Source organism: bacterium (assembly GCA_024226335.1).
Taxonomy (GTDB): domain Bacteria; phylum Myxococcota_A; class UBA9160; order SZUA-336; family SZUA-336; genus JAAELY01.
On record JAAELY010000386.1, the window covers coordinates 1 to 17,976 of the forward strand.

Annotated in this window: 19 protein-coding genes; 7 read left to right on the forward strand and 12 right to left on the reverse strand. The window is 61.1% G+C overall.

Translation table 11 applies throughout. From position 1 onward, the window contains the following. The 9 genes from GY725_19495 to GY725_19535 all read right to left on the reverse strand — a co-directional run. On the reverse strand, positions 1 to 505 hold a 505-nt coding region (locus tag GY725_19495; GenBank protein ID MCP4006369.1), incomplete at its 3' end, for a hypothetical protein. An 8-nt stretch (positions 506 to 513) separates the two neighbouring features. Further along, entirely contained in the window at positions 514 to 1,317 is an 804-nt protein-coding gene (locus tag GY725_19500) for a hypothetical protein (protein MCP4006370.1), read from the reverse strand. Between the two features lie 11 nt (positions 1,318 to 1,328). Then, positions 1,329 to 2,108 carry a glucose 1-dehydrogenase gene (locus tag GY725_19505; GenBank protein MCP4006371.1) on the reverse strand — a complete coding sequence of 260 codons (780 nt, stop codon included), beginning with the start codon at positions 2,106 to 2,108 and terminating at the stop codon, positions 1,329 to 1,331. Then, positions 2,108 to 3,685: a long-chain-fatty-acid--CoA ligase gene (locus tag GY725_19510; protein MCP4006372.1), complete on the reverse strand. Its 1,578-nt coding sequence runs from the start codon at positions 3,683 to 3,685 to the stop codon at positions 2,108 to 2,110. The genes GY725_19505 and GY725_19510 overlap by 1 nt, the downstream gene beginning before the upstream one ends. A gap of 63 nt (positions 3,686 to 3,748) precedes the next feature. After that, complete coding sequence (locus GY725_19515) at positions 3,749 to 4,390, reverse strand: DUF4126 domain-containing protein (protein MCP4006373.1); 642 nt, start codon at positions 4,388 to 4,390, stop codon at positions 3,749 to 3,751. A gap of 150 nt (positions 4,391 to 4,540) precedes the next feature. Continuing rightward, entirely contained in the window at positions 4,541 to 5,014 is a 474-nt protein-coding gene (locus tag GY725_19520; protein ID MCP4006374.1) for a hypothetical protein, read from the reverse strand. Positions 5,015 to 5,154: 140 nt separating this feature from the next. Next, entirely contained in the window at positions 5,155 to 6,027 is an 873-nt protein-coding gene (locus tag GY725_19525) for an OmpA family protein (protein MCP4006375.1), read from the reverse strand. Positions 6,028 to 6,193: 166 nt separating this feature from the next. Further along, positions 6,194 to 7,411, reverse strand: coding sequence for an alkaline phosphatase family protein (locus tag GY725_19530; GenBank protein ID MCP4006376.1), 1,218 nt, complete (start codon positions 7,409 to 7,411; stop codon positions 6,194 to 6,196). After that, positions 7,408 to 8,352 (reverse strand): TIGR03621 family F420-dependent LLM class oxidoreductase, encoded by a 945-nt coding sequence (locus tag GY725_19535; GenBank protein ID MCP4006377.1) that lies wholly within the window; start codon positions 8,350 to 8,352, stop codon positions 7,408 to 7,410. The genes GY725_19530 and GY725_19535 overlap by 4 nt, the downstream gene beginning before the upstream one ends. A 265-nt stretch (positions 8,353 to 8,617) precedes the next feature. On the opposite strand from GY725_19535, the gene GY725_19540 reads away from it, so the two are divergent. Further along, a complete protein-coding gene (locus tag GY725_19540) occupies positions 8,618 to 9,919 on the forward strand; it encodes a HAMP domain-containing histidine kinase (protein MCP4006378.1) in 1,302 nt (433 codons plus the stop codon). 131 nt (positions 9,920 to 10,050) lie between these two features. Continuing rightward, on the forward strand, positions 10,051 to 10,614 hold the full coding sequence (locus GY725_19545; protein MCP4006379.1) for a Spy/CpxP family protein refolding chaperone: 564 nt from the start codon (positions 10,051 to 10,053) through the stop codon (positions 10,612 to 10,614). A 131-nt stretch (positions 10,615 to 10,745) separates the two neighbouring features. On the opposite strand, the gene GY725_19550 is transcribed toward GY725_19545, so the two are convergent. Beyond that, positions 10,746 to 11,501 carry an SDR family oxidoreductase gene (locus tag GY725_19550; protein MCP4006380.1) on the reverse strand — a complete coding sequence of 252 codons (756 nt, stop codon included), beginning with the start codon at positions 11,499 to 11,501 and terminating at the stop codon, positions 10,746 to 10,748. 63 nt (positions 11,502 to 11,564) lie between these two features. On the opposite strand from GY725_19550, the gene GY725_19555 reads away from it, so the two are divergent. From GY725_19555 to GY725_19570, 4 genes are read left to right on the forward strand one after another with little or no spacing between them, the layout of a single operon-like run. Next, positions 11,565 to 12,377: a GNAT family N-acetyltransferase gene (locus GY725_19555; protein MCP4006381.1), complete on the forward strand. Its 813-nt coding sequence runs from the start codon at positions 11,565 to 11,567 to the stop codon at positions 12,375 to 12,377. Next, positions 12,374 to 13,456, forward strand: coding sequence for a tyrosine-protein phosphatase (locus GY725_19560; GenBank protein MCP4006382.1), 1,083 nt, complete (start codon positions 12,374 to 12,376; stop codon positions 13,454 to 13,456). Before GY725_19555 ends, GY725_19560 begins: the two co-directional genes overlap by 4 nt. A 34-nt stretch (positions 13,457 to 13,490) precedes the next feature. Beyond that, the gene (locus GY725_19565; GenBank protein ID MCP4006383.1) at positions 13,491 to 14,243 is read left to right on the forward strand and encodes a glycosyltransferase family 2 protein; all 753 of its coding nucleotides are present in this window, start codon (positions 13,491 to 13,493) and stop codon (positions 14,241 to 14,243) included. Next, positions 14,240 to 16,096 carry a hypothetical protein gene (locus GY725_19570; protein ID MCP4006384.1) on the forward strand — a complete coding sequence of 619 codons (1,857 nt, stop codon included), beginning with the start codon at positions 14,240 to 14,242 and terminating at the stop codon, positions 16,094 to 16,096. The genes GY725_19565 and GY725_19570 overlap by 4 nt, the downstream gene beginning before the upstream one ends. Positions 16,097 to 16,204: 108 nt before the next feature. Here the strand turns inward: GY725_19570 and arfB are convergent, their stop codons facing one another. Then, positions 16,205 to 16,624, reverse strand: coding sequence for an aminoacyl-tRNA hydrolase (gene arfB, locus GY725_19575; protein ID MCP4006385.1), 420 nt, complete (start codon positions 16,622 to 16,624; stop codon positions 16,205 to 16,207). Between the two features lie 53 nt (positions 16,625 to 16,677). Here arfB and GY725_19580 point away from each other — a divergent pair, with 53 nt between their 5' ends. Beyond that, entirely contained in the window at positions 16,678 to 17,115 is a 438-nt protein-coding gene (locus GY725_19580) for an acyl-CoA thioesterase (protein MCP4006386.1), read from the forward strand. A gap of 21 nt (positions 17,116 to 17,136) precedes the next feature. Here GY725_19580 and GY725_19585 read toward each other — a convergent pair whose 3' ends face one another. Next, positions 17,137 to 17,967 carry an RNA methyltransferase gene (locus GY725_19585; protein ID MCP4006387.1) on the reverse strand — a complete coding sequence of 277 codons (831 nt, stop codon included), beginning with the start codon at positions 17,965 to 17,967 and terminating at the stop codon, positions 17,137 to 17,139. Between the last annotated feature and the right edge of the window lie 9 nt (positions 17,968 to 17,976).

Consider the following 17,976-nt stretch of genomic DNA (forward strand, 5'->3'; position numbering starts at 1 on the left):
ATACATAGGCGTCCGGCACCCACAGACTGAACATACCGAGCCCTAGGGAATCTTCGCACAGGGAGGAATCGAGCGAGAAGCGGGAGTCGCCGCCTGAGCAAGAAGCGTGATCCGATCGCAGATCCGTAGATCTGCAGAGGGTCGCGCGACGCAGCGCAGGCGGATGCATCGCGCTTCGCAGTCGCAGCCTCCCTGTGCAGAGGTTCCCTAGCCAGTTCCCCAGGTTCTGGACGCCGTAGCCGCTCTGGAACATCGGAAGCGCCCCATCGGGAAGACTGGCCGCGCTCGCAGGCACCATGGGATATGCCTGTGTTACGCCGACGATCGCGATCAGGGACGCGAAGGCCAGGCCTCCGAAGAGCGGATCGATCGACCATCCGTTCATCACTCGCCACTCCCGCTGCAGTACTCGCGGGCGTTCGTTCAGATAGTTGAGTTTCTGGCTGTACGGGAACAGGTACAAGAAGACGAGCGAGGCGAGCACAAGCGCAATCCGTGGCGACACCCGGTGACTCAGAACGGCTCGGTTCGGAGGCGTGCGAAAACGCCGAAGTGATCACTTGGCCAGACGTTACCGGCCTGTTCATCGCACACGACGCGACACGATTCCAGGTGGCCTACGCCGTTGCGCAGCGGAAAGCCCGTGAAGATGTAATCGATGCGGCGATCGGGTTCGAGTTCCTTGCTCGCATACGTGTTGCGATTCGACCAGGTCGTCCCATCCCCCTGCCCGGCCACTTTCCAGGCATCGTGAAAGGCAACACTGCGACCATCGATGGAATGAAGACCGGTCATATAGCGGATCTCATCCGACTCCGGCTCGGCGTTGAAGTCGCCAACGATGATCGGGGGGAATCCGTTCTGATCGCGCAGGCGAAGCACCTGGTCACACAGACGGACCACCTGTTGCTCGCGAGTGACGCCGTGATGGAACATCCAGTGCAAGTGGGTGTTCGAGAAGCACAACGGACCGTGGGGTGAGTCGATGCTCACGGTCAGAGCGGAACGCTTTTCCCAGTCTCCGCGATCCGGGAGTCGCAACTCCTCTCGCGAGGTAATCGGCCAGCGACTCGCAATCGCGTTCCCAAAACGGAGTTCGGGATCTCCCCAGAAGGGAACCGCGTCGACGAAATCGAGTTCATAGGCACGATCGCCGATCAGTTCGGCCGCCAGATCCACGTCCTTTCCGCGCAGCACTTCCTGGAACCCGATCAGATCGGGTTCCAGTCGATCGATCCAGCCCCGAATCAGCTCTGATCGATCCTTCCAGGGGCCCGAGTTGTGCCAGAGGTTCAGTGTCAGAACCGACAAGCTCATGAGGTCTCCCTCTACTCTGGAGTGACGTAGGCGGCTGTTATGCCGCCATCAACAAGAAATGAAGTCCCAGTGACGAAGGATGATTCATCGGACGCCAGGAACACGACCGCTTGCGCGATCTCCCGCGCTTCTCCGAAACGACCCATTGGCACGTGCACGAGGCGTCGCTGACGTTTGGCCTCGGTATCGAGGTATTTCATGAGCAACTCGGTACGCAGAGGTCCAGGGCAGAGGGCGTTGACGCGAATATTCTCACGCGCGTGAATCACGGCCAGTTCGCGGCTCAACGCCAGAACGCCTCCCTTGCTCGCCGTGTAAGCGAGTTGCGGCGTCGCCGCGCCCACGACAGCGACGAATGACGCCGTATTGATGATCGACCCGCCTCCCGCTCGGCGCAGTGCGGGAATTCCGTACCTGCACCCCAGATACACTCCGCGCAGATTGACGGCCATCGTCAGATCCCAGACGTGTTCCTCTGTATCGATTGCATCGGAATCGTCGATGTGTGAGATGCCGGCATTGTTGAACAGTACGTCGAGGTGACCAAACTGGTCCTCGGCGAACTCGACCATCGCCTTGCAATCGGCCGAAGTGGATACATCGGCCCGGATGGCCGCGGCTTCAGCACCTGCCGAGCGGATCGCGCTCGCGGTCTCTTCGGCGGCCTCTGCATCGATGTCGACCGATACGATGCGAGCCCGCTCTTGCGACATACAAAGAGCCGTCTCGCGGCCGATGCCGCTACCGGCTCCGGTGATGAGCACGACCTTGCCTTCAAGTCGATCCGACATCAGCGGACTCGCCGCTCCTGCCCAGCCCAGTACTGTTCGCGCAGCTTGAATTTCTGAAGCTTGCCAGTGGCGGTCCTCGGTAGTTCGTCGATGAACTTGATCACGCTCGGGCACTTGAAATGCGCGAGATGGTCGCGACAGAACTCCTTCAGTTCATCTTCACTCAGCGAGGCTCCCGGACGAAGGACGACCAGGGCCATCGGCGTCTCGCCCCACTTTTCATGCGGCACGCCAATGACAGCGCACTCGAAGACCGCTTCGTGCTTGTACAGCGCATCTTCGATATCTGGCGAGCTGATGTTCTCACCTCCCGAGATGATGACATCCTTCTTGCGATCCACGATGTGGATATTGGAGAACTCGTCCCAAACGGCGAGATCACCCGTGTGAAAGAACCCGTCCCTGATGGCGACCGCGGTCTCGTCGGGTTGCTCCCAGTAACCCTTGAACACGACGTTGGAGCGGGCACAGACCTCACCTACCGCAACGCCGTCCTTCGCAACCGGCCTGTCCTCGTCGTCGAGCAGGATCAACTCGACGCCGATCCCCGGCACGCCCGCACGCGCGCGGCGCGCGTAGTCATCCCGGGCCGTACCGTGATCGGGACCCGACACGGTAAGAAGCGGCGCCGTTTCCGTCAGCCCGTAGATCTGAATGAAATCCCAGCCTAATTCCCGTTCGAGACGTTCGATAAATGCAGCGGGCGGCGGCGCTCCGGCCACGGTAAAGCGGGGTCGTGTCACGAGATCGTGCTTTTCGCGATCGGGATAGTCCAGGATCGTGCGCAAGACGGCAGGAGCCATACACGCAAAGGTGACTTTCTCGTCCGCGATCAACTGGAAGATCTGCGCACCATCCACCGCGCGCAAGACGACATGTGTCCCGCCCATCCCCGTCAATGCGTAGACTCCACCCCAACCGTTGCAATGGAACATCGGTAGCGTCCAGAGTTCGACATCTTCATGCGCCACTCTCAAGTGCGCGATCAGACCGTACGCGTTGATGTAGCAGTTGCGATGGGTGAGCATCACGCCTTTGGGGCGCGCCGTCGTTCCCGAGGTGTAGTTGATCGAAACAAGATCGTTCTCGTCGCGCTCAATCGCGGGTGGTCGTCGATCTGGAGCACCCGCGATCAGGGTTTCCCAATCGAGCCAGCCGTCTGGAGCGCTGCCTTGTTCCTGGGCGACGATGAAATGCTCCACAGAGGTCAAACCGGTGCGAATCTCGTCGATCACCTCGGTGTACTCATAGTCGACGAGTACGACCTTCACCCCTGCGTGGTTCAAGATGTACTCGTGGTCCGCAGCGACCAGTCGGTAATTGAGCGGCACCAGGACCGCGCCAATCTGACTGGTGGCGTAGAAGCTCTCCAGGAAGAAGTGGGAGTTCGGGCTCAGAATGCAGACACGGTCGTCGGGACCGATACCCAATTCGAGAAGCGAGTGAGACAACTGATTCACCCGCGCTTGATACTGTGCGTAGCTGAATCGTCGAGCACCATCGACGATCGCCGTCTTGTCGGGATAGAGCTGGGCCGGGCGACGCAAGAAATCGTCTACGAGCAGCGGTACTTCCATTGGACCTCCGAGAATGCCGCGCAACCCGCGGAAGCCCAGTCTACCCCTGCGAGCTGTCGGAGGTCACGTAGCAGGTGGCGTGCTCGAATCGACGGACTCCGCGACCGCCTGCGGCCGGCCGAAGAGCTTTGCCAGGAATCGGAAGACCCGCTTCAAACCGCGCCAGATGCGGGGCATGAGCCAGACCGCGGCGGCGATGAAAAGGATCAGTCCCAGCAGGAACAACCAGGGATTGTAGAGCGCAGCCCAGAGCCCGCCAAAGACCAGGAGATCTTCGGCTACCGAGGCAGTCCAGTTGCTGAAGGGTTCGGGAGATGTATTGATCAACGCGCGGCTTCCCGCCTTGGTCGCGTGACTGCCCGCGGCCAGCGTACCTCCAACCAATAGCGCCGAGAACTCGAGGGCGGGAGTCACATCGCCGACCGCGCTTGCCGCAAGCAGGGCTCCCGCGGGAATCCGGATGAAGGAGTGGATCACATCCCAGCCAGTATCTACACCAGGCATCTTATCGGCCGTGAACTCCACCAGATACATGAGCCCCGCAGCACTGAGCACCAGAGGATCCTGGAGTAGCTGCAGGTCGGGCGGGAGTACGATGTTGTCCGTCGCTCCGAGTGCTCCGAGCATGAAGACGGCCGCGTACAGGTTGATACCACTCGCCCAGCCGACTCCCAGCGTGAGCGCGATGACGTTGACGACCTCCATACAGTTGCCCCTCCGGTAGTCGAGTTCCCTCGAGTCAAAACCCAGCCGTGAGACGGAGGCCGGGGCCCGTCCATTCGGGAAGAACGAGAATCTACCGAACGGTGGATCCGGGGTGCAGCATCAGAGCTTCAGTGATGAGCGGAGAGGATCTCAGTAGACCCATTTCTTGCCGTCGAAGCGGAAGATCTCCATGACCTCGGTCTCGGCCAGCGAGATGACCGACGCCGAGCCGTTGCGCACGCTCTCTTTGGTCTTGCCCGACGCCCTGTACTTGGCCTCCGTGTAGACCATCTTCCCGATGTAGGGATTCTGGCTTACTCCGGTCGCCTTCGCCTCGCAACGGTCGTGATGCTTTGCGTAGCCGATGTACTCCAGCACCCACTTTGAGCCGGATCGTCGCGGCCTGGCCGAGCGTCGATTGTCGAGTTCGCGCCTGGCGAGTTTGGTCATCCAGGTATTGCAGAATTTGCTGAACGAGCGTCCGGCTGCGGCGCGCTCCGGTATCGGAGTTGGAGAGGCCGAAACTGCAGGTAGACCAGCCATGGCGGGCCTCAGCAAACCGAGACTTCCTGCCGACAGGAAGAGCAGCAGCGTCAAGAGCAAGAGATTTCGTTTCAACGACATCCGCACCACTCAATCGATTCAATCGCTGCAACGCACATCGGCAGCGAGATGCGCGCGCTTGAACGTGATTTCGGCGCGATCTCACAACCCTGCCGCGCAGACAGATCCGCACGGCAGGGCCGTTGAATGGGACGTTGCGTCTACTGGATGTTCAACTCCACTCGCCGGTTCTGTGCACGACCGTCGTCCGTGCTGTTGCTGGCAACAGGGTTTGCCTCGCCGCTACCAACGGAACTCAGACGACCGCTCGAGATTCCCTTGCCTACCAGGTAACGCTGCACCGACTTCGCTCGTCGTTCAGACAGACCCTGGTTGTAGGCTTCTGTGCCGACGCTGTCGGTGTGACCCGCAATCTGGACACGGACACCCGGGTTTTCACTCAGGACTTCAGCGGCTGCGTCGAGAATGACCTGAGCATCCGGCCGGATGTCAGCCCGGTCGAAGGCGAAGTTGACTCCGCGCAAGACGATGCGTTTCGCGGAGGGCGCTGAGGCCTTACGTTCCGCGCGAACGGGAACGACCGTCGAAGCGATCATGCCGTCATTGTCCTTCACGGTGACTCGAGCCGTGTAGTCACCCGGTTCCTGGTAGGTGTGACTGACCCGCGCACCCTTGGCGTTGGTGCCATCACCCAGATCCCACTCGTAACTCACGACGCTACCGTCGTCCTTACCGACCGCACGCAGTTCCGTCGTGAGCGGTGCCGGTCCAGACGATGGGTTCGCACTTGCACGGACCGTAGGAGGCCGCTTTTCCGTCGCGGCCTGGGAATCCGCGCATAGCATTGAACCCAGACCTGCTCCTACCAGCGCGCCGATCGCTCCGCCAACGGCATGCCGGGTTTCATCATTGTCGTGATTCGCACCCGAACCGACGACACCAGCACCCGCGCCGAGGACGCCTCCGATCATTGCGCACTTCGCCTTGTCCATTCCCGAACCCGAACCGGTCGCGCATCCGGAAGCTACGAACACCAGGCACGCGAATGCCGCAAGGATCTTGTTGGAAACCATCTGATCTGCTCCTTCATCGGTAGAATCCGGGACTTCAGTTCCATCGCAGACTCGGCGGCAACTGCTAACCCGTGGATTTCGCAAGGGCATTCGTACCACCCGCTCGACGGCAGGTCAATTTTCCGCCCTGTCATGCGTGGAAACCGCAACAGTCTATGCTCACCGGTCATCGATGAGAACTTACGAGTGGAATCGGGCTGCCCTCGGAGTGACGAGGCGGTTCAATTCCAAGAAGTCCGGCGACCGTCGCAGCCACGTCGAGCGTTCGCACGGAACCCAGCGTGGATCCGCGCCCAACTCCGCGACCCATGGCATAGAAAACGGCGCTCATGTCCGGGTGTTCAGCGCGGTAGCCGTGCATTCCGGCAACCTCGGGGGCCAACCAGCGAAACCAACGCCGCCAGCCGCGAAGCTGGGAAATGCGCGAGAAACTATGAGGCGGTGTGGCGATGACGATGATCTGCCCCTGTCGTCCAGCGAATCCAGCGCGCAGTTCCTTCGGCAGTGCCTCACTCGCATAGGACTCGACTCCCTCCAGCGCGTCGAGTGTTTCCCGTGCGGCATCGACCTGGTCCGGCTGCTCGAGATGTACATAACCGACGCCACCGCCTGCGACAAAACTGGCTTCGATACCCGCCTCGGAAAGCCTGTTCTCGACCTCTACGGAATGCGTCGCCCGTGTCATCCCGTGATCACTGAGCACGATCAAGGTGATCTGCGACCAGAGCTCTCGAACGTCGATCGCGGCGAGCAGCCGAGCCAGTTGGGCATCGTGGGCCGCCAGTTGTCGCGCGATCGCGGCATCTCTGGGCCCGTTGGCATGCCCCACGTGATCGCAGCCATTCCACCAGGACATGATGAGTCCGGGCCTCTGTCCCGGGGGTAGATCGAGCCAGGCTTCTATCTGATCGACTTTCTCGCTTTCCGGGATCTTGGCATCGAAGGGCGTCTTGCGATGCGTCGCACCTATGCCGTTCCAATTGGTCTCCGAACCGACCCAGAAGAATACGGCCGCGCGAACGCCTTGCCGTTCGGCCGCCACCCAGAGCGGCTCTGCCTCGATCCAACTCGCGTCATTCGAATAGCGGAAAGCTCCGCGTTCCGTATCGAGGAAGCGATTGCCCACGACTCCGTGCACATCGACGGGCGCTCCCGTCGCCAGGGAAACATGGTTCGGAAACGTGTTTGTGGGAAACACGGGTACGAGACGCTTCGCACGGGCTCCCTCGCGCTGCATGCGACTCAGTGCGGGCGTGGCCACGCGCTCGGGATAATCGTGGCGCGTGCCATCCCATGACAGGACGATCACGATCGGCTCTTCTTGCGCAAACGCGACGCTGCATTGGGCCAGAAGAAGGACAAGAACGAGGAACCGGTTCGTCAACCGCCGTTTACCAGAGGTTCGAGGACGGATTCTGCAAACGACTCCAGATGATCACCCGACTGGATCACGATGTAGCTGATCCCGGTCTCTTCGCGGCGCTTCTCGAGTCGATCGCGAATTTCCGACGCTGGGCCGGTCAGGAAAAGCGGACAATCCGCGACTTCCTCCTCACTCATTCCACTGCTCGAAGACAATGCCTGGCGAATTCCGCTGGGATCGTCGGTCATGGCCACGACAAAGACCAGTGAGTTGAACTCCAGCGCGTCGGGATCGCGTCCCGCTTGGATGGCTGCATCTCGCACCCAGCCGATTTTCTCCCGCACGCGTGAAGGACTCAGATCCGCCGCGGTCGTATTGATGACTCGACCCTCTGGAAGTGAGGGATTGATCCCAACGATATCAGCGTGGCGTCCCGCAACTCCGAGTAGACGCTTACCACCGCCTCCGATCAGGATCCTGGGCCGCTCGCCATCAGCCAATCTGGCAGCCTGCGCGATCGAGTCGATCTTGTAGAACTCACCTTCGAAGCTCGTGCTCTCTTGCGACCACATCATCTGGATGATCTGCATCGCCTCTTCCAACCGGCGGATGCGTACTCCGGGACGGTCGTAGTCCAGGCCCGCTTGCAGGTAGTCATCCTCCATCCAGCCCGCACCCAGGCCGAACTCGTGCCGCCCCCCCGAGATCATGTGCAGTGTCGCCGCGGCCTTTGCGTAGATGACGGGGTGTCGATAGTCGACGTCGTAGACCAGCGCGCCCAATTTCAACTTCTGCGTGACGGCTGCAAACGCGGGAAGAGAACTCATCGGATCCCATTGCGTACCGAAGTGGTCGGGAATCAGGACCGAGGAGAACCCGAGCGACTCGATCTTTTGCACCGATTCCCGCCAGCCCGTTGCCGGGTATTCGGATTGTTGAACGCCGAAGCGAAAGGGACGCATGATTACGGTTCTCCGTGATCTCGAGTTTCGAGGACACTCAGCATACAGGCAGCAACTCCTGAAAGTCGTATTGGAAGTCGGCCTGGCCGTCGTTCTGGCCGTCGGATCCTGCAGCCCGCTCGCTGCAGGTGACACCAGATAGCTGCGGGCGACGGTGCCCTATCGGGCCAGACGAGGCCCTGAGCCGCCCTATTCCGGGCACAGTGCTTGCTGTTTCCAAGGGGAGATCTCAGGAGACGGGACGCGTACAATGCGGAGATGCGAAATGGGGCACAGCTGGAGCAACGGCATGGGCCATGACCACGAGGGTTACGACGGTGATTGGAAGCGCCGGGCGTTGCGCGAGGTCGACCGGGCTCGGCGCCGTATTCAGCAGGATATCCGCGAGGCGCGTAGCAGATCGGTAGCCGACTCCTCTCCGGATGGAAGCGACCGGCGACGCGCCGAACAAGCCCGAGAGGACCGGCGTCGATCCAGGCAAGAGTCCGCGAGACGGCGCGAACGTGCCCGAAAACACAATCACCGGCGACGCGACAAAGCCCGCGCCAAGCGACACGACGACCACCACGAGAACCGGGAGGCCAAGCGTCAGCGCGCCCGACTGACGGCCGAGGAGCGCGCTTACCGGGTGGCGCGAAGACGGGCGAACGCCAAGCTCAGCGTCATGATTCATCTCGTGGCGTTCTGCTCGGTAATCCTCTTCCTGTTCTTCGTTGCGGGTTTCCGCGCGGCCACGATCACGGGAATGTCATGGGGCATCGGTCTGAGCATGCACTGGTTCATCGTGGTCATCGCGCCGGGCTTACGGCAGCGCTGGATCGATGAAGAGGTGCGCAACCAGGTGCACAGCACGGTGTCGAGCGAGCGCCAGGTCCTGGAGGGCAAGCATGCGCGCAGCCTCGAGGAACTATCGGCATCGCTCGCACACGAGATCCGCAATCCGATCACCGCGGCCAAGAGCCTGGTACAACAGCTTGGAGAAGACCCCTCGTGCGAAGACAACGTCGAGTACGCAGGTGTCGCACTCGAAGAACTGGATCGCGTAGAACGATCGATCTCTCACTTGCTGCGCTTTGCACGCGAAGAAGAAGTGGCTCTGGCCGAGATGCACATGGGCGACGCCGTTGATTCCGCGCTTGCGACGGTTCGAGATCGACTCGATCGCCTCGATGTCCAGATCCAACGCGAGATCGACAGCGATGGTGTGATGCAGGGTGATGCGGAGAAACTGCGCCGTGTCATCATCAACCTGATCAACAACTCCCTGGACGCACTTGAAGAAGCCGAGACGAGCGACCCGCGTTTGAACCTGACCAGTGGTGAGAACCTGGCGGGGACTGAAGTCTGGATCCGCATCCGAGACAACGGACCCGGCATGGATGCAGACGACCTCGAGAAGATCTTCAAACCGTTCTACACCTCCAAAAAGAGTGGCACGGGACTCGGGCTGGCCATTTCCAAGAAGCTGGTCGACGCCCACGGCGGAACCATCGAGGCCACCTCGTCACCCGATGAAGGCACCGAATTCGTGCTGACCTTCCCAAAGCAACGCCCGGCCGACCAGTAGCCTCCGGTCCAGGGCCCCCGCACGCAGCTTTACGATACTTCACACGAACGCAAAGCCAGCGAAACCGCAGCGTCCGATACTTCGGAACGTGGCAGGCACTCAAGCCTTCCACGAGCCCCAAGGGGATCGACATGACCGATTCGAAGAATCCGAACACCGTATCCGATGGCAAGCCGAGCAAGCGCCGCCGGTGGATTGAACCGGGCCTGATCGGAGTAGTGGGTCTGGCTGCATTGATCGCGGGCCTGGCCCTGTCGCCAGTTTCGGCCGCCGCGCGGGCGGGGCTCTTCGGGCGCGGGAACCACGACTCACCAGAGGAAATGCAGGAGCACATGGATTTCGCTGCTGACTGGATCCTCGACAAGCTCGACGCAGACGAGGAGCAGAGCACCCGGGTGAAGGCCATTCTCGCGGGTTCGCTGAGCGATATGCAGGGGATGCACGCAGAACACGAGGCCGTACAACAGGCGCTGGTTGCGGAACTAACAGCCGAGAACGTCGATCGCGCGGCACTCGAGCGGATCCGCAGCGAGCAGTTTCAGAAATTCGATGAGGTATCTCGTCGCATCACGACGACCGTTGCCGACATCGCTGACGTACTGCGGCCCGAGCAGCGCGCCGAACTCGCAGAATTCGCGGAACGCTCCCACGGTCACCGCGGCTGGCGCAGTGGTCGACGCCACGGTTGGCACTAACACTGTGTTCTCCGCGTCGGCGCACCACAGCACGCGTCGGCGCGGAAAACAGGGATCTGGATTCCAACCCTCGCCTATCTGACACAGGGCAGCGCCGGAAGATCACGTCCTACTGAGGCATCTCTCGAATCTCAGCGGCGGAAACCACCTTCCGAGTCGATCACCTGTCCGGTCACCCAGCGTGCGTCTTCCGTACTCAACCAGGCAATCAGGCGTGCAGCATCATCGGGTTGCCCCCAGCGCCCCATCGGCATGCGCCCAGCGATCGCGGCGCTCATCTCGTCGCTGGCCCAGCCGGTATCCGTTGGGCCGGGATTCACGGTGTTCACCGTGATGCCGCGCTCGACCAGTTCGTCGGCGAGGCTCGCCGTGATCTGCAGCAGCGCTCCCTTCGATGCTGCGTAGGCCAGTTCACCGCGCATCGGACCTCGATGCTGGCCGGACGTCAGCAGGATCACCCGACCGCCTTCGCTCCCGTCGTGTCGGTCTGCAAACTCCTTCACCAGGAGCAACGAACCGCGCACGTTGACCTGCATGTGCCGATCGATCTGCTCCGCCGTCAGTTCTGCGAGCGATCCGTTTCGACTGTAGGCGTGGTTGGCAACCAGGACGTCGACTCGCCCGAAGGCTTGCATCGCAACATCCAGGACCCTGGTGGGAGCGTCGGGATCCGAGAGATCGGCGTCGCAGTGTTCCACCATCGCCCCGGCTTCGCGCAATTCGGACAGGACTGCTGAGGTTCCCCCTGGATCGGCCAGTGTCGCCTCGTCGTCGACCGACCAGCCTTGGATCAAGAGCTTCAATCCGAGATCGGCAAGTCGGCGAGCGATCGCGAATCCTATACCCGAACGTCGACTCACTCCGGTGACGATTGCAACTCGCTTCATGTCGTGAGTATAACGACACGGTCCGGTTTGACCCTCCGCACCTCACGGGAGACCCTTGCAGCAATGGACGCCAGAGAACCCGATCGAGAAATCCCGCTACGAGTTGCGCAGGGCTGGGACGACTATCTAGCCCTGGGAAACCAGGTGCAGGACACTCCCCTCTTCCGTTTGGTCACGAGTCCCGATGCGCCGCTCATTCACGACGCAAACTACGCCAGCCGCGTGCGAGCTTCGAGTGAAGACGAGATCGAGGCCGTACTCGCGCAAGTCGAAATCGAGTTCGCAGGTTTGACGCATCGGCGCTTCGTGCTCGACCCGTTGACACCCGAGTCATTTGAAGCTCGCCTCGTACTGGAGGGCTACGAACTGAATTCAGAGTTGGAACTCCTGCTGGAAGACGAGCTTCGCGCGAAGCCAGAACCCGTTGCGATCCGACTCGTCGAGAGCGAGACAGACTGGAACGTCGTACTCGAACTCACGAAACTTGACATCGACGAAAGCACTGCCCGCGAAGGCCAGAAGCCCTATGGAATCGACGTCGTACAGCAGTTGTTCGAACGGCGTCGCGCGAAGACTCCCGATGTACTTACCTGGCTTGCTTGCGCTGACGGTGTGGACTGCGCCTACTTCTCCTCCTGGCCCGGCAACAACGGAATCGGAAAAGTCGAGGACCTGTTCACGTTACCCGCCTTCAGACATCGAGGGATCGCAACCGCATTGATCGCGCACACCGTCGCGGACGCGCGCACGCGCGGAGCGGACTCCGTGGCCATTGGAGCCAGAATCGACGACTCACCCAGGCATATGTACGCGGCGCTCGGTTTTCGAGCCTGTTTCGTGCAACGGGCCTATCTGAAGAGATTGAAAAGCGCGTGAAACCAATAGTCCTGATCCTGGTATCGACGATGCTACTGGCCTGTGCGGATCCGGTGGACCGCAGCTATCTGGACACGGACGACCCAGTCGTCGAGCGCGAGTCCGACGATAGCCTGGTCATTCACTGGCGGGTGGCTCCCGAGAGTGCCGAGATTCCCGTGTACGCCGGAACGGTTCCGGGAAGCTTCAATCGCGCGAAGCCGGTGGCAACTCTAGTCAATGGGCGGGCACGAATTTCAGGGCTCGATCCCGCGACGAGATTCTATTTCGAGATCGCAGCCCCTGGCTCGAAACCGCTGCGTGTGGCCGAACGAAAGCTCCCGTTGGAAGGCGCACACAATTTTCGCGATCTGGGCGGCTACCGCGGACAGGATGGCCGACGTGTGCGCTGGGGAGTCATGTTCCGCTCCGACGCACTCGGGGAACTCAGCGATAGCGATCTCGATTATGTTTCGCGCGTCAAGCTGCGACTGGTCTGCGACTTTCGCAGTCCGAAAGAGCGCGAGGCAGCGCCCGATCGTCTACCTGAGCGCGACCGTCCCAGTGTCGCGGAGCTGGCAATCTACGACGAGTCCTTCGACCCCGAAATGTTGCGCGATCGCATCCTGTCGGGCGATCTCGAGGGCCTCGATCTGGCGCAGATGCTCGTCAACGCGAATCGTGAGTTCGCTCGCCGTTTCACTGCACAGTACGCGAAGATGTTCGAATATCTCCTTGAGCCCGGAAACCTGCCAGCCGTGATTCACTGCACTGCGGGAAAAGACCGGGCGGGTTTTGGTTCGGCAATCTTGTTGTTGGCGCTCGGAGTCGATCGAGAAACTGTCTTCGAGGATTTCCTCTTGACCAACACCTACATCGCCGCAGAGACCGAAAAGAGTCTCCGCATGATCCGGATCTTCTCGCTCTTCCGCGCCGACCCGGAAAAAATCCGCCCGGTACTGGGCGTGCGGCGGGAGTATCTCGAAGCCGGTCTGGATGAAATCGACAAGCGCTTCGGGTCCTTTGAAGCCTACCTGCACGATGGATTGGGACTCAGTGCCGGGAATATCTCCCGCCTCCGGGAGCGCCTGCTCGAATAGCCCGTATAATCGGCGGCGCATCGGGAGGATCCACGTGTATCGCGACAAGAAGGTCGTCATCGTCATGCCCGCGTACAACGCGGAAAGCACTCTTCTCCGGACCTGGAACGAGGTCATGGAGCAAGATATTGTCGACCTGGTGATCGTGGTCGACGATGCCAGTTCCGACGAAACGACCCGACTCGCCCAGAGTTTGCGAGACACCAAGGTCTACACACACGCCGAGAACCGCGGCTACGGGGCCAACCAGAAGACCTGCTATTCGGCAGCGCTCGAGGAAGGCGCCGACATCATCATCATGGTCCACCCCGACTACCAGTACACGCCGCAACTGATCCCGGCGATGGCCTCGATGATCGGAAATGGCCTGTATCCCTGCGTACTCGGCTCGAGGATTCTCGGAGGACGCGCACTCCAAGGCGATATGCCGCTCTGGAAATACATTGCGAACAGAGCCCTGACCTTTGTCGAAAACCTCTTGCTCGGTTCAAAGCTCTCCGAGTTCCACACCGGTTATCGCGCCTACTCGAGAGAGGTTCTGGAACGCCTTCCCCTCGATCGCAACTCCGACGACTTCGTGTTCGACAATCAGGTGCTCGCGCAGATCCTCTGGTTCGGGCACACGATCGCTGAGGTCAGCTGCCCGACAATGTACTTTCCAGAGGCCTCGTCGATCAATCTACAACGCAGCATCCGCTACGGAATCGGCTGTCTGTGGACCGGCCTGGTGTTCCGGCTGGCCCACTGGGGACTCCTGCGGTCTCCGCTGTTTCCCAAGCGCACTTGAGCGGATATCACGAATCCTTCAAGCGGCTCGCGATCGGATTGCTACTTATCATCGCGATCCTCATCGCTTACGCGCCGGTATGGGAGAACGAGTTCGTAGACTACGACGATGACGTCTACGTAACGGACAATCCAAGGGTCACCGGCGGCTGGTCAAGCGAGGACGTGCACTGGGCGTTCTTTCAGACCCGCGGAGGCAACTGGCATCCCGTCACCTGGCTCTCGCACATGCTCGATGTAGAACTCTTCGGGTTGGATCCACGCGGACATCACGCGGTGAACCTGGCTTTTCATGCGGCGAACACGCTCCTGTTGTTTGCCCTTTTGATTCAGCTGACCGGAAGCAGCGGATGCAGCGCATTCGTGGCGATACTCTTTGCGTTGCATCCGCTGCAGGTCGAGACAGTGGCCTGGATCGCAGAGCGCAAGAGCCTGTTGTCGAGCTTTTTCGGATTTGGCGCGATCAGCTGCTACGTACGCTTCGCGCGCACAAAGAGCCGATACTGGTACGCGTCGTCGTTAGCCGCCTTCGGCCTGAGTCTAGGCTCGAAGTCGATGCTGGTCACCCTGCCCTTCGCATTGCTTCTGCTCGACGTGTGGCCACTCGGGCGAACACAAGGCTTGGTCCCGGTCCGTCTTCGCTCATTGGTTCGCGAAAAGTCGCCCTACTTTGGCCTCTCCCTGGCGATCTCTTTGATCACGGTCTTCACCCAGTGGCCCGCAATCTCAACTGCAACGCCTTTTCCCTCGCGGGTCGCCAATGCCATCGTCGCCTACGTCCGGTACCTGGGGAAGTTCTTCTGGCCGCAGGACCTGGTGGTGTTCTACCCGTACCCGGACTTCTGGCCCGTCTGGCAGGTATCCGGTGCACTCATCGCACTGATGATGATCACTGCGCTGGCCTTGCGCCAGAGACGGAATCAGGCCTGGTTGCTGGTTGGATGGCTCTGGTTTCTCGGCCTGTTGTTCCCGACGATCGGGCTGGTGCAGGTCGGCGGCCAGTCGCTTGCAGACCGCTATATGTACGTTCCGATCATCGGGCTCGGCATCATCGTGGTATGGCTGACCTCTCGGGTGGCGCTGAGCGCCGGGGTTCTGGTGCGCGATCGCTGGCTTGCATTTGCGGGACTCTGCCTTGCGGCGACACTCTCCGTAACGACTCACGCGCAGGCGCAGCACTGGAAAGACACGATCGAGTTGTTCGGACACGCCGTACATTCGACCAAAGACAACACACTGGCGCAGACCGAACTCGGAATTGCCTGGGTTGCGAAGAACCGCCCAGATCTCGGAATCATCCATCTCGGAGTGGCGTTGAGGCTCGATCCGAATGACCCGCGCGTCCTCGGTAACTACGGTTGGGCTCTGGTGCGAACTGGCGATCTCAGGCGCGGTACCGAGCAGTTGCGCCATGCACTTGAATTGCGACCGAGCATTCGAAACGGCGCTTTCCACCTGGCGTGGGCACTCGAGATGAACGGCGAGTACGACGAAGCCATGGAGTGGCATCGCGAACAACTCGGGATTGATCCCGGGCAGCGGGGTTCACTCTTGCGCCTCTCGCGTCTGCTCGCGGCCCACCCCGAGGAGAGCCAGCGCAATGGTTCCCGAGCGCTGCGACTCGTCCAACGGGCGTGTGCGTACCGAACCTGTACGGAGGCCTGGGAACTCGACGTCTTCGCCATGGCCTTGATGGAAGCGGGACGGCCCCAAAAGGCGCTTGCCCTGGGCCAAAGAGCCTGGAAGGCTGCGAGACAGGAAGAAGATGTGGGACTGGCCGTGGCCATCGAGCGGCGTCTCGATGGCTACGCCGAGGGGATTGCCTTCCGTCTGTCCGCAAGACGGAACCCGTGAATGAACCGGTCCAGATCTTCGCTCGGGGACCGCTGCGCCAGAACGCATACTGCGAGTCCAAAAAGGAGAGAGCGGAATTCCCGCTGGTCGCCGGGGAGCCTCTTCAGGTCAGTCGTCGATCGGTTCCCGGCGGCGGCGCTTGCGCTGCGAGCGCTCTCGCTTCTCTTTGAGACGGCGCTCGACCGCACCTCTGGACGGGCGCGTCTTCTTTCGTGACTTCGGTGCCGTAGCGACCGAGTCGAGCATCTCGCGCAGTTTCTCGAGACTGTCAGCTACATTTCGCCCCTGGTCGCGAAAGCGCTGGCTCGTGACAATCAGTTCGCCCTCTTGCGTCACTCGTCTCCCGTAGCGCTGCATGAAGCGTCGGAGGACTGCGGGTGGAAGACTCGGACTGTCTCTGATCGACCAGCGCAACGTGACCCGGGTGTTGACCTTGTTCACGTTCTGACCGCCGGGACCGGAACTGCGCGAAAAAGAGAACTGGAACTCGCGCAGTGGAATCTTCAGTCTGTCGTTCACATGGAGCATATGGCCATATTCTAGCTCTTGACCGGGAAGTACTCTAAAGAAACACTCTGCACGTGCCCGATCTACCAGCAACAGCACCTCCAGGTGCAAAGACTTCGACGCTCCGCTACCGCGTACCCTTTTTTGACACCGACGGCATGCGGATCGTTCACCATGCGAACTACCTTCGTTATCTCGAACTCGCCCGGGTCGCGTTCCTCGACGAACACGACCGTGCGTATCGCGAATGGGTCGACCAGGGGCTGCACTTTGCAGTGACCGGCGTCGAGGTCGCCTACAAGCGCGGAGCTCACTTCGATGAGATCCTGGAGATCACGGCGTGGATCGAGAAGCTTCGCGGCGCATCTCTGCGGATCGCCTACATCGTAAGCTGCGGCGAGGAACTCCTGGCCACCGCCGCGACAAATCACGCCCTGGTCGACGATTCCGGACGACCCAGACGCATCCCGCGCGAGCGACGAGACAGCATGCGCGCGCTGATGGAGGACTGAAGGGTCGGGTTCGACGGGCGACTACTCGGAGGCAGCAGCAGGACTGCCCAGAGCGTGTAGCGCCACTGCGGCGGCGGTCGCCACATTCAGCGACTCAACCGCCTCTGAGATGGCGATCCGCAGCGATCGATCCGCGAGTTCCAATGCCTGCGGATGCAGCCCCTCGCCTTCGTGCCCGAGCAGGAGCGCATAGCGTGAGGGAACCGATCCACGCTCGAGTCCGGCCAGATCGTCTGAGCCTTGCGCCGGGGTCAGGGCGAGACACGCGAAACCCGCCTTGCGCAGTTCTGCAATGGTATCGCGCCAATCGTTGAAGCCTGTGAAAGGCACGAGCAATGAACTTCCCATGGAAGTGCGAATTGCCTTCCGGTAGAGCGGATGCGCGCAGCCCGGACCGAGCAGCACCGCATCGACACCGAAAGCCCGCGCGTTGCGGAACAGACCGCCGATATTGTCGGGATTGGTCACGCGATCGAGCACGAGAAGCCGCCGGGCGCCGTCGCCGATCTTCTTCAGCAGCCCCTCGATCGGCGTATCGTCGGGTCTTTCGCCAATCGCCAGGCAATTCTGGTGGATTTCGTGGCCCGCGATCGACCGCAACGCAACTCCGTCCGCCAGGAAGACCTCGAGATCGGCTCTCGCGCCGCCCAGAACGGGCTCGAGTCGACGAAACGCGTTCTCCGTGGTCAGGAGCGAGCGAACCCCGAGATCGGACTCGAGAAGCAGGATCTCCACCACCTTCAGCCCCTCGGCAATGAAGAGGCCCCTTTCCCGCACCCACTCCGGATCCCGGACCCCGCGGTAATCCGCGACGCGTGGGTCTTTGAGATCCATAATCTCGCTGATCTTCACGATCGCCTC